Source organism: uncultured Subdoligranulum sp. (assembly GCF_937890665.1).
In genome coordinates this window covers 1-10,963 of record NZ_CALADU010000054.1, presented here as the reverse complement: position 1 = coordinate 10,963, position 10,963 = coordinate 1, and the positions used below count along the sequence as shown (strand labels likewise).

The window sequence follows — 10,963 nt, the reverse complement described above, 5'->3', positions numbered from 1 at the left end:
GTGGAGACCATGTATATGGCCCATCAGCTGGACGGTTTGGTGTTGGTGCCCAACTGCGACAAGATCGTGCCCGGCATGGTCATGGCCGCAGTGCGGATGGATGTGCCCGCGGTGGTCTGCTCCGGCGGTCCCATGCTGGCGGGGCGGTACGGCGGCGAGGAAGTGAGCCTTTCCAAGATGTTCGAGGCGGTGGGCGCCTACAAAGCGGGCCTCATCAACGATGAACAACTGGAGGACTGCACCTGCAACTGCTGCCCGGGCTGCGGTTCCTGCTCCGGTATGTATACCGCCAACAGCATGAACTGCCTGTGCGAGGCCATCGGTATCGCGCTGCCCGGCAACGGCACCATTCCCGCCGTTTATGCCAAGCGCCTGCAGTTGGCCAAGCATGCCGGTATGGCCATCATGGATCTGGTCAAGCGCGGCGTTACCGCCCGCCAGATCATCAACGAACGGTCCATCCGCAATGCGCTGGCCTGCGATATGGCGCTGGGCTGCTCCACCAATACGGTGCTGCACCTGCTGGCCATTGCGCAGGAGGCCGGTGTGCCCATCGACTTGGCGCTCTTTAACGAGATCAGTGCCAAGACCCCCAACCTCTGCCATCTGGCCCCGGCAGGTCCCACCCACATGCCCGACCTCTACGAGGCCGGCGGTATTCCGGCGGTACAGGCCGAGTTGGCCAAGGCGGGCCTCCTTGATTTGGAGGTGCCCACCGTTACCGGCAAAACACTGGGCGAGAACATCGCGGGGGCGAAGATTTTGGATGAGAAGGCCATCCGGCCCATCACCAATCCTTACAGCCAGACCGGTGGTTTGCAGATCCTGTGGGGCAACATCGCCCCCGACGGCTGTGTGGTTAAGCGCAGCGCCGTGGCACCGGAAATGCAGGTCCACAGCGGCCCGGCCCGGGTGTTCGACAGCGAGGAAACAGCCATTGCGGCCATCTATGCCGGAGAGATCCATCCCGGCGATGTGGTGGTTATCCGGTACGAAGGCCCCAAGGGCGGTCCCGGCATGCGGGAGATGCTCAACCCCACCAGCGCGCTGGCAGGCATGAAGCTGGACACCACCGTGGCGCTGATCACCGACGGACGGTTCTCCGGCGCCAGCCGCGGCGCGGCCATCGGTCACGTTTCGCCGGAGGCTGCTTCGGGCGGTCCCATCGGTTTGGTCAAAGAGGGAGACACCATCGAGATCGATATTCCCCATGCATCCATCCATTTGGCGGTGGATGACGAGGAACTGGCACGCCGCAAGGCGGCCTACGTCCAGCCGGAACCCAACGTGAAGTCGGGCTGGCTGGCCCGGTATGCGCGGTTGGTCACCAGCGCCAATCAGGGCGCGGTACTGCAATAACCCGCAGGATTCCGATTTTTTCAGTACGCAGCGGTTGTGCGGCCGCTGCGTACTTTTTTGTGGCGGAAAAAGAAAAAGGCTCCCACAATCCGGCGGAACATGGTATAATCAAACCGAATTTTGTCTATACGAAGGTAAGAAAAGAGGAATCTCATGGTTTCGTTGCTGCTGCCAGTGATTTATCTGGCGTTTATCAGTTTGGGCCTGCCCGACGGCCTGTTGGGGGCTGCTTGGCCCAGTATGTATCAGGCGCTGGGCGCCGGCCTTTCTTGGGCTGGTGCGGTGTCCATGATCATCTCGGCGGGCACCATTGTCTCCAGTTTGGGCAGTGATTGGCTCAACAGCCGTCTGGGAACCGGCAAGGTGACAGCGGGCAGCGTGGCCCTTACCGCAGCGGCGCTGTTTGGATTTTCCAGTTGTACCGCTTTCTGGCAGCTCTGCCTATGGGCGGTGCCCTACGGTCTGGGCGCGGGCAGCGTGGACGCTGCCTTGAATAACTATGTGGCCCTGCATTACGAAAGCCGCCATATGAGCTGGCTGCACTGTATGTGGGGCATTGGCGCCACCATCGGTCCGATCATTATGGGACGGGCATTGGCAGCCGGAAGCTGGCAGGGGGGCTATCGGGTCATCTCGCTGCTGCAAATTGTCCTTACCGCGGTGTTGGTATTCAGCCTGCCTCTTTGGAAACGTCCCGATGAGGACGGCGCGGCGGTGGGCGTAACGCCGGAGCACCGCAGCTTGCCCCAGTTGCTGCGCATCCCCGGCGTGCCGGAAGTTATGGTCAGTTTTGCCTGCTACTCGGCGGTGGAATGCACCGCCGGTATGTGGGCGGCCAGTTATTGCACCTTGGTGCGGGGCATCGATGCAGAAACGGCAGCAGGATGGGCCAGCCTATTCTATCTGGGCATCACGGTGGGACGTTTCTTCTGCGGTTTTCTGACCATGCGCTTCAACGACCATCAGATGATCCGCGGCGGACAGGCGGTGATCCTGTTGGGGTTGGCGCTGATCTTTTTGCCCGGCGGCAACCGGCTGCTGTTTGCGGGATTGATGATCGTGGGGCTGGGGTGCGCGCCGATCTATCCCAGCATCATTCACGAGACCCCCGCCAACTTCGGACGCAACCTGAGTATGTCGATGACGGGGGTCCAGATGGCGGCGGCCTATGTGGGCACGACGCTGCTGCCGCCGCTGTTTGGTTTGCTGGCCCAGCATATCAGCATGACCCTTTTCCCGTGGTATCTTTTGGTGGCGCTGGTGGTGATGACCGGTTCCTCCGAGGCGATGCACCGCAAGACGGCGGCGCATCGTGCCGCCAATCTTTCCCAATAAGGGCGGTACACCTGTTTTTTTTCGTCAAAATCCTGTATAATGGAACAAAAGAAAATAAGGAGGGTCCCTATGCAGAAGTGCAGCCTTTGCGGCGGTAAAGTCGTCAACGGACGGTGTGAGGAGTGCGGTCTGCCCATCCCGCCCGAGAACCGCTACGTTTTGCGCAGCGAAACCGCACATACCCACGAGGTAAACGGTGAGAAGATTTTGCATCGGGTCCGGCAGGCGCCGGATAAAAAACCGTTCTACACCTGCCCGCCGGAGCGCCGCACCAAATCCCAGACGCGGCGCCGCTCCATTGAACCGCGGGACGAAAAGCGCCGTGCCCCGGTGGCACGGTTCATGTGGAGCATCTTTGTGATCGTGGTGGTTATCAACCTGTTGCCAGTACTGATTACCTCCTGCTCGGCCTAATCGATGCCATACAAGCACCACCGCCCGGCACAACGGCTGGTCGGTGGTCTTTGTGCGCCCACTTTGCGGTGTATCCCCATCAAAAAGAGGAAGTGTTGGAAAGATGGTTTTTAATTCCCCACAGTTTTTGCTGTTTTTGCCGCTGGTTGTGCTGGCCTATTATCTGGTGCCGCGCCAAGGCCGTAATCTGTGGCTGCTCATTGCCAGCTATTTCTTTTATATGTGCTAGCATCCGGCACACCTGCCGGTCCTGCTCTTCGTCACGGCGGTGGCCTATTTCGGCGGTCTAGGGCTGGCCAAGCTGCGCCATCACCGGCGCCTATGGCTGGGGGGCGCGGTTCTGCTGGCATTTTTGCCGCTTATCACCCTCAAGTACCTGACTTTTCTGGTCAATTCTTGCTTGGTGGTGCTGGCGCATCTGGGGATTCAGATCGCACCGCCGGTTTTCAGTTGGCTGCTGCCCATGGGCATTTCTTTTTATACGCTGCAGGCAGTGGGCTATCTCATCGATGTCTACCGCGGCGAACCCGCCGAAAAAGCCTGCTGCAAATCGCACTGTTTGTGGCCTTTTTCCCGCAGTTGGCGTCGGGTCCCATCAGCCGGGGCAAAAGTCTGCTTGCCCAGTTCCATGCACCCCAAAAGCTGCAATTTGATCATCTGCGGGACGGCGTACTGTTGATGATTTGGGGGTACTTCCTCAAAATTGTCATTGCGGACCGTGCGGCCATCTTTGTAAATACCGTATACACGCTGGAAAACGGCTTTGATGGCTGGTTTTTGATTGTGGCCACGCTGCTGTTCGGTGTGCAGTTGTACTGCGATTTCTCCGGCTGCACCACCATCGCTATGGGGGCGGCCAAGCTGCTGGGCATCGATTTGATCGATAACTTTCAAGCGCCCTATCTCTCCCGCTCCAATGCGGAATTTTGGCGCCGCTGGCACATCTCGCTTTCCACATGGTTCCGGGACTATCTGTATATTCCGTTGGGCGGCAATCGCAAGGGCAAAGCCCGCAAATACCTCAACGTGCTGATCACCTTTGCCGTCAGCGGCCTGTGGCATGGCGCCCAGTGGTCGTTTGTGTTTTGGGGCTTGCTCAACGGTTTGTATCAGGTGGTGGGGGATTTGCTGCGCCCGGTGCGCCGCAAACTGCTGCACCTCACCGCCTTGGATACCGACACGTTGGGGCATAAAGTTGTGCAGGTTGTCTGTACGTGCCTTTGCGTGAACCTGTCCTGGGCATTTTTCCGGGCCAACCGCCTGATGGATTCCCTGACGATTCTGCACAGCATGTTGACCGCCAAAAACTTCTTTATTTTGTTTGACGGCTCCCTGTATACCTGTGGTTTGGACGCCATCAATTTCCGGCTATTGCTGGTATATATCGGCATTTTGTTTGTGGTGGACCTGTGCAAGTATAAGGGCATTGTGATCCGCCGCGGTATCGCCCGGCAAAGCTGGCTGTGTCAGGTGCTGGTGGTAACCTTTGGTGTGTTGGCCATTCTGCTGCTGGGGGTCTATGGCCCCGGGTTTGAGGCAGCTGACTTCATCTATTCGCAATTCTAAGAGGGGGAGAACAAGAATGGTAAAACGCATTGCGGCCAGTCTGCTGTGTTTGGTGCTCATTGTGGTGGGCATCATCGGGCTGGGGCATATTACCCGGCCTACCGGGGACGATGTGGCCATTGCAGGGATCAATGCTTTCCATGCTTTGCCGGAAAACTCTGTGGATGTCATCGTGTACGGTTCCAGCCATGCATGGCGTAACGTCAACGTGAACGCCATGTACGACAACTACGGCATTGCCGCCTACAACTATGGCTGCAACTGGCAGCACTGGAACACCACGTGGCTGTTCTTCCACGATTCGCTGCGCACCCAGTCGCCCAAGGTGGCACTGATCGAAACCTTTCATGTGAACAGCAATCTTTTTGATACCGACATGGACGGTGAAATCTACTACACCACCGCCATCCCGGAATCTTCCTACAAGCAGCAGTATCTGGATATGTGTTTTGAAGGGGACATCAGCCGATATCTGTCCTACTACATTCCGCTGGTGGCCTACCATGAGAACAAAACCGAGCTGACGGCGGATAACTTTACCGACACCAGCAACACGGTGGACTTTTTGGACACCAAAGGTTTTTATCCCCGGGACGGGGAGTTTGTGGCCGATGTAAAGGACTGGACCCAGATGGAAAAGTGGGTCATCGGGGAACGGTCACTGGCCATGCTGGACGACATCGTCAACACCTGTCACGAGCAGGGCATCGAGGTGGTGTTCTTCACCGCGCCCTGGTCCACCGAGGAATTCCAGTATTTTGACGCTATGCAGCAGTACGCCGATGAGCATGGCTGTGCGTATATCAATATGTTCGAGCATATGGCGGACGCAGGCATCAGTCAGGAAACCGATTTCTGTGACCCCCATCACCTCAACATTTCCGGCGCCACCAAGATGGCAAACTATCTGGGCGCTTATCTGAAAGAACACTACAATCTGCCCGATTGGCGCACGGTGCCCGGCAATCTGTGGGAAAACCACGCCTAAACCAAAACGGACGGCTGGAAAGCCGTCCGTTTTTTTGCGTTAGTTCAGTGTCTTGCCGAAAAATTCCAGTTCAGGCCGGATCACGCCCATCAGGGCATCGAACTGGTCGGGGGTCAGGCTTTGGGCGCCGTCGCTCTTTGCCTTGGCGGGGTCGTTGTGGGTTTCAATCATCAGGCCGTCCGCCCCGGCGGCTACGGCGGCCTGCGCCAGTGCCGGGACCATAAAGGCAATACCCGCTGCGTGGCTGGGGTCGATGACCACCGGCAGGTGGGTCATCTTTTTCAGCATGGGAATGGCGGAAATATCCAGCGTGTTGCGCATGCTGTTCTCAAAGGTGCGGATCCCCCGCTCGCAGAGCACCACGTTGGGGTTGCCCTCGGCCATGATGTACTCGGCGCTCATGACCAGCTCCTCCAGCGTGGAGGAAAGTCCCCGCTTGAGCAGCACCGGAACGTTCAACTTGCCCGCGGCTTTCAGCAGCTCAAAGTTCTGCATGTTCCGCGCGCCGATCTGGATCATGTCCACCTTCGCATCCAGAAAGAGGGGAATGTGCTCGTTGTTCATCAGCTCGGTGACGATGGGCTGGCCGGTGACCGCCCGGGCTGCCTGCAGCAGTTCCAGCCCTTCGGCCCGCAGGCCTTGAAAGCTGTACGGGCTGGTGCGGGGTTTGAAGGCACCGCCCCGCAGAATGCTGGCCCCTGCGGCTTGTACCCGCTGGGCAATGCCGATGATCTGCTCCCGGCCTTCCACGCTGCAGGGGCCGCTCATCACGGCAAAATAGCCGCCGCCGATCTTGTGGCCGCCCACATCCACCACGGTGTCATCGGGGTGGAACTTGCGGTTGGCTTTCTTGTACGGTTCGCTGACCCGGCGGCAGGTTTCCACCACCGGGTTGGCCAGCACCCAGCTCTCCGCCAGTGCTTTGGTATCTCCAATCAGGCCCAAAATGTGGGTGTCGTGGCCCACCGAATCATTGATCTCAAAGCCCATGCCGCGCAGTTCGGTGCAGAAATTCTGGACCTGTTCGGTGGGGGCGTTCTGTTTTAATACAATAATCATAATGCTTTCTCCTGTGCAGTGGTTCTTTGTCAATATCGAGATTTTAACACTTTAAAGCGTTGAAGTCAAGCCCCCTTGCAGAAAAAATTCGGGCGGATTATAATAAGGGCCGGAATGCGTTGATAAAAGAGGGATTTCTATGGGAAAAGAAGCCAAAACCAATGCTATGCGGATGCTGGAGCGGGCCAAGATCGCCTACACCGCCCACGAGTACCCCCACGAGGAGGGGCAGGCCGTGGATGGCGCTACGGTGGCCCAACTGACCGGACAGGACCCGGCCCGGGTGTTTAAGACGCTGGTTACGCAGGGGGCAGACCGCAACTACTATGTGTTTGTGGTCCCGGTGCTGGCCGAATTGGACTTGAAGAAAGCCGCTAAGGCTGCCGGGGTCAAGAGCGTGGCGATGATTCATGTGGCGGACATCAACAAGGTCACCGGGTATATCCGGGGTGGATGCAGCCCGGTGGGAATGAAAAAGCAGTATGTCACAGTCTTTGATGAGAGCTGTCTGACCCAACCCACCATGCTGGTATCAGGGGGACGGATCGGCACCCAGATCGAGTGTGCTCCGCAGGACCTGATCCGGGCTTCCCGGGGGAAGACCGCCGCGATTACACAGGTGCATGACCAATGATGCGGCTGGATAAATATCTTTCGGAGCGCACCGGCCTGACCCGCAGCGAGAGCCGCAAGGCCATCACCAAGGGACGGGTTGTGGTGGATGGGGTGGTCTGTCGCAAAGCCGACACACAGGTAGCCGAAACCGCTGCTGTGGCGGTGGACGGTACACCGCTGGCAGGCAGCTACCAGAAATATGTGTATATCATGCTGAACAAACCGGAAGGGGTGGTCAGTGCCAGCCGGGATAAGCGGGACACTACGGTTGTGGATCTGGTGGCGGCGGACTATCCCCGGCGGGCGCTGTTTCCGGCGGGGCGGTTGGATAAAACCAGCACCGGTTTTGTGCTGCTCACCGATGACGGTGGGCTGGCCCATGATCTGCTGGCACCGGCCCACCATGTGGACAAAGTGTATCAGGTTACGCTGGATACACCGCTCACCGAAGCCATGCAAACTGGGTTTGCCGCGGGGGTCACGCTGGCCGATGGGCAGCAGATGGCCCCGGCCGAGGTGGAGCCGCTGGGGGAGGACCCCTGCACCGTGCAGGTCACGCTGCATCAAGGGGTCTACCACCAGATCAAGCGGATGTTCGGCGTCTACGGCGCCGGGGTCAATGCCCTGCACCGCTGCGCCATCGGCGGGGTGGCGCTAGATCCGGCGCTGGCACCCGGCGAATGGCGGAAACTGACCGTCGAAGAACTGCACCAACTCCAACAGCGATAAACGAAAGAAGGGCATCCCTAAGCGGGATGCCCTTCTTTTTATGACGATCTTGCCTTCATGTATTTTTGCAGAATATCCCGTTCGCAGAAGGGCAAGGTTTCGTTGCCCCGCTGCAAGGTCGTTTCGTGTCCCTTGCCGATCACCGCCACAATGTCCCCGGGTCCGGCATGATCCAAGGCATAGTACAGTGCTTGCCGCCGGTCAGGGATCTCTACAAAAGGAGTGCGGGGATTGCCCCGCTGCATGCCGGTGCGGATGTCTGCCAAAATTTGGGGCAGCGGTTCGCCGCGGCTGTTGTCTTCGGTAACGATGCAGAAATCCGCCAACCGGGCGCAGGCTTCCCCCATGCCAAATCGCCGCACCCGGCTGCGTCCGCCGCCGCAGCCAAACACCACCCAGAGCTGGTTGGGGTGGTAAGCCCGCAAGGAGGTCAGCAAATTTTCTGCCGCGGCCTCGTTGTGGGCATAGTCCAGTACCACCGTGAAGGGGGCTTGCAGCGGCACCGGCTCCACCCGGCCTTCCACCGCCGCCTTCTGTAAGCCGGTTTGGGCGGCGGCAACGGACAGGTCCAATACCTGCGCTGCCGCCAACGTTGCCAAGGCGTTGTAAACACTGAACCGCCCCGGCATGGGCAGACGGTACGAGCGGGCCTGCCCGTCCGGGCCGGTGACGGTGAATTGTACGCCCAGAAAATCCGACTGCCGCAAAAGGGTCAGGTCGGCATCGGCGCGCCAGTCGGCCGGATGGTCGATGCCGTAGGTCACCACCCGGCAGGTGTGCTGGGTCAGGATGGCTTCGGTTTGCGGGTCGTCGGCGTTGACAATGCCCACCCGGCAACGCCGGAATAGTACACTTTTCCAAGCCCGATACTCGGCAAAACTGGCGTGCTCGCCGGGACCGATGTGGTCGGGGGAGAGGTTGGTAAACACCCCGATGTCGTAAAGAATCCCGGTGACACGGTCCATCTTCAGGCCTAAACTGGAAACCTCCATCACGCAGGCATCGCAGCCGGCATCGGCCATCTGCCGCAAAAGCCGCTGCAGGTCGCTGCTCTCGGGGGTGGTGTGGTCCAGTGGCTGGCGATACCCCGGCCAGCATACCCCGTTGGTGCCGATGACCCCTACTTTGTGCCCTGCTGCCCGCAGCACCGAGGCAATCAGGTGGGCGGTGGTGGTTTTGCCTTTGGTACCGGTGATGCCGATCATCGTCATCCGGCGGGCGGGGGCATCGTACAGCCGGATGGCCAACTGGGCCAGTGCCCGGCGGCTGTGGGTCACCTGTACCACCGGTAATTCTGCCGGCAGGCCGAGGATGGGCCGCTCACACACAAGGCCGACGGCCCCCGCCGCCACGGCCTGTGCCGCATAGTGGTGGCCGTCGGTGTGCAGGCCGGGTAGGCAGACAAACAAACTCCCCGGCGTCACGGCGCGGGAATCGTAACAGAGTCCCTGCACCGAAACACGGGCGTCCCCTTGCAGCAGTACGCCGTCGGTGGCCTGTAAAAGCTCACACAAATTCATGCCGCATCACTCCCAAAAAACTGCTCATACCAAACCAGAAAGCAGTAGATACAAAAGATCTGCCGCCAATTATCTTGCCGGCGCCGCAAGTGCCGGTCTAACAGTATATGCAGTTGCCGCACCTGAAAGAAGCGGGCGGCCGCCGGGCTGTCAAAGGCAGCCCGGACCCGGGCGGCATAGGCAGGCTGGCGCAGCCAGTCCCGCACCGGTACCGGAAATCCCCGCTTTTTGCGCTGGGCGTTGGGCAGCGGCAGGTGTCGGCCCGCCGCGGCTCGCAGGGCCTTTTTGGTCTGGCGGGCATCGGCTTTGTCTTCGGGGGGCAGGCGGCGGGCCAGTGCGAATACCTCCCGGTCCAGAAAAGGCACCCGTAGTTCCAAGCTGTGGGCCATGCTCATCTTGTCAGCTTTCAGCAAGATGTCTCCCGCCAGCCAGAGGTGCAGATCACACCATTGCATCCGGGTCACGGTGTCCAGCCCCGCACTGGCTTGCCAGTAGGGGCGGGCTAGATCAAAGGGTTCTCTACGGCGGTAATCGTGGCGAAGCAACCGGCGTTTTTGCCGTTCGGTCAGCAGGGCGGTGTTGCCGTAATACCGTTGACAGAGGGGCACAGCCCGCCGCACCAGAAAATTCACCCCCGGAATTGCCGGCAGATGCTGGGCCACCCGGCCCAACGTCCGCCGCAGCCCGGCGGGCAGTCGGTTATACCACACCGCGGTAAAGGGTTCTTTATAGATATTGTAGCCTGCAAAAAACTCATCGGCGCCCTCCCCGGACAGACAAACTTTGACATCCTGCGCTGCCTGTTGGTTCAAAAAATACAGGGCCACCGCCGCTGCATCGGCCAGCGGTTCGTCCATATGGTACTGCACCGCAGGAATGGCATCCCAAAATTCCTCCGGCGTGATGCGCCGCACCCGGTTTTCGATGCCCAGCGTGTTCGCCAATTCGGCGGCTTGGTCGGCCTCGTCGTAGCCCGCCTCTGCATAGCCGATGGTATAGCACCGCGCCGGACGGGCCAGCGCCGTGATATAGGCTGAATCCACCCCACCGGAAAGAAACCCGGCCACCTCCACATCGGCGATCTGATGGGCTGCTACGCTGTCCCGCAGCACCGCGTCGATGGCGCTCGACCAATCGGTGGGGGAAAGCTCCGGGGCAAAATCTCCCTGCCACCACCGTTCGATGCGCAGTTGGGTCCCTTCCAAGGTCAGGCAGTGGGCGGGCAGCAGCTTCTTCACGCCCCGGAAAAAGGTGTCCTCCCCCGGGGAGTACTGAAAACTCAGATACAGCTCCAACTGTGCCTCGTTGAGCTGTTTGGTGAAAGCCGGGTGATCCAGAAAGGCTTTGATCTCGCTGGCAAACAGTAAGGTGCCGTCGT

At 59.6% G+C, this 10,963-nt stretch carries 12 protein-coding genes; 9 read left to right on the top strand and 3 right to left on the bottom strand.

The features are described 5' to 3' along the window. From ilvD to Q0526_RS02960, 7 genes are all read left to right on the top strand, one after another. A partial coding sequence (gene ilvD / locus Q0526_RS02990; RefSeq protein ID WP_298730716.1) for a dihydroxy-acid dehydratase occupies window positions 1-1,359 on the top strand: 1,359 nt, incomplete at its 5' end. 153 nt (window positions 1,360-1,512) lie between these two features. Then, the gene (locus Q0526_RS02985) at window positions 1,513-2,694 is read left to right on the top strand and encodes an MFS transporter (RefSeq protein WP_298730714.1); all 1,182 of its coding nucleotides are present in this window, start codon (window positions 1,513-1,515) and stop codon (window positions 2,692-2,694) included. A 69-nt stretch (window positions 2,695-2,763) separates the two neighbouring features. After that, window positions 2,764-3,108 carry a hypothetical protein gene (locus Q0526_RS02980; protein WP_298730712.1) on the top strand — a complete coding sequence of 115 codons (345 nt, stop codon included), beginning with the start codon at window positions 2,764-2,766 and terminating at the stop codon, window positions 3,106-3,108. Window positions 3,109-3,211: 103 nt separating this feature from the next. Next, window positions 3,212-3,337, top strand: coding sequence for a hypothetical protein (locus Q0526_RS02975; protein WP_298730710.1), 126 nt, complete (start codon window positions 3,212-3,214; stop codon window positions 3,335-3,337). 39 nt (window positions 3,338-3,376) lie between these two features. Continuing rightward, a complete protein-coding gene (locus tag Q0526_RS02970; RefSeq protein ID WP_298730708.1) occupies window positions 3,377-3,787 on the top strand; it encodes a hypothetical protein in 411 nt (136 codons plus the stop codon). Beyond that, entirely contained in the window at window positions 3,670-4,674 is a 1,005-nt protein-coding gene (locus Q0526_RS02965; protein ID WP_298730707.1) for an MBOAT family O-acyltransferase, read from the top strand. Before Q0526_RS02970 ends, Q0526_RS02965 begins: the two co-directional genes overlap by 118 nt. 16 nt (window positions 4,675-4,690) lie before the next feature. After that, the gene (locus Q0526_RS02960; protein ID WP_298730705.1) at window positions 4,691-5,662 is read left to right on the top strand and encodes a hypothetical protein; all 972 of its coding nucleotides are present in this window, start codon (window positions 4,691-4,693) and stop codon (window positions 5,660-5,662) included. A 39-nt stretch (window positions 5,663-5,701) separates the two neighbouring features. On the opposite strand, the gene aroF is transcribed toward Q0526_RS02960, so the two are convergent. After that, window positions 5,702-6,721, bottom strand: coding sequence for a 3-deoxy-7-phosphoheptulonate synthase (gene aroF, locus Q0526_RS02955; RefSeq protein WP_298730703.1), 1,020 nt, complete (start codon window positions 6,719-6,721; stop codon window positions 5,702-5,704). A gap of 139 nt (window positions 6,722-6,860) precedes the next feature. Between aroF and ybaK the strand changes: the two genes are divergently transcribed. Beyond that, window positions 6,861-7,355 carry a Cys-tRNA(Pro) deacylase gene (gene ybaK / locus Q0526_RS02950; protein WP_298730701.1) on the top strand — a complete coding sequence of 165 codons (495 nt, stop codon included), beginning with the start codon at window positions 6,861-6,863 and terminating at the stop codon, window positions 7,353-7,355. Next, complete coding sequence (locus tag Q0526_RS02945; RefSeq protein WP_298730718.1) at window positions 7,355-8,065, top strand: 16S rRNA pseudouridine(516) synthase; 711 nt, start codon at window positions 7,355-7,357, stop codon at window positions 8,063-8,065. Before ybaK ends, Q0526_RS02945 begins: the two co-directional genes overlap by 1 nt. 38 nt (window positions 8,066-8,103) lie before the next feature. On the opposite strand, the gene Q0526_RS02940 is transcribed toward Q0526_RS02945, so the two are convergent. Both Q0526_RS02940 and Q0526_RS02935 read right to left on the bottom strand, forming a co-directional pair. After that, window positions 8,104-9,585, bottom strand: coding sequence for a UDP-N-acetylmuramoyl-L-alanyl-D-glutamate--2,6-diaminopimelate ligase (locus tag Q0526_RS02940; RefSeq protein WP_298730699.1), 1,482 nt, complete (start codon window positions 9,583-9,585; stop codon window positions 8,104-8,106). Continuing rightward, a partial coding sequence (locus Q0526_RS02935) for an asparagine synthase-related protein (protein ID WP_298730698.1) occupies window positions 9,582-10,963 on the bottom strand: 1,382 nt, incomplete at its 5' end. The genes Q0526_RS02940 and Q0526_RS02935, both read right to left, overlap by 4 nt.

Bases quoted from the DNA above. Each gene is read 5' to 3' on its own strand.
- Q0526_RS02985 (WP_298730714.1), top strand. From the start codon at position 1,513: ATGGTTTCGTTGCTGCTGCCAGTGATTTATCTGGCGTTTATCAGTTTG.
- Q0526_RS02980 (WP_298730712.1), top strand. From the start codon at position 2,764: ATGCAGAAGTGCAGCCTTTGCGGCGGTAAAGTCGTCAACGGACGGTGT.
- Q0526_RS02975 (WP_298730710.1), top strand. From the start codon at position 3,212: ATGGTTTTTAATTCCCCACAGTTTTTGCTGTTTTTGCCGCTGGTTGTG.
- Q0526_RS02960 (WP_298730705.1), top strand. From the start codon at position 4,691: ATGGTAAAACGCATTGCGGCCAGTCTGCTGTGTTTGGTGCTCATTGTG.
- aroF (WP_298730703.1), bottom strand. From the start codon at position 6,721: ATGATTATTGTATTAAAACAGAACGCCCCCACCGAACAGGTCCAGAAT.
- ybaK (WP_298730701.1), top strand. From the start codon at position 6,861: ATGGGAAAAGAAGCCAAAACCAATGCTATGCGGATGCTGGAGCGGGCC.
- Q0526_RS02945 (WP_298730718.1), top strand. From the start codon at position 7,355: ATGCGGCTGGATAAATATCTTTCGGAGCGCACCGGCCTGACCCGCAGC.
- Q0526_RS02940 (WP_298730699.1), bottom strand. From the start codon at position 9,585: ATGAATTTGTGTGAGCTTTTACAGGCCACCGACGGCGTACTGCTGCAA.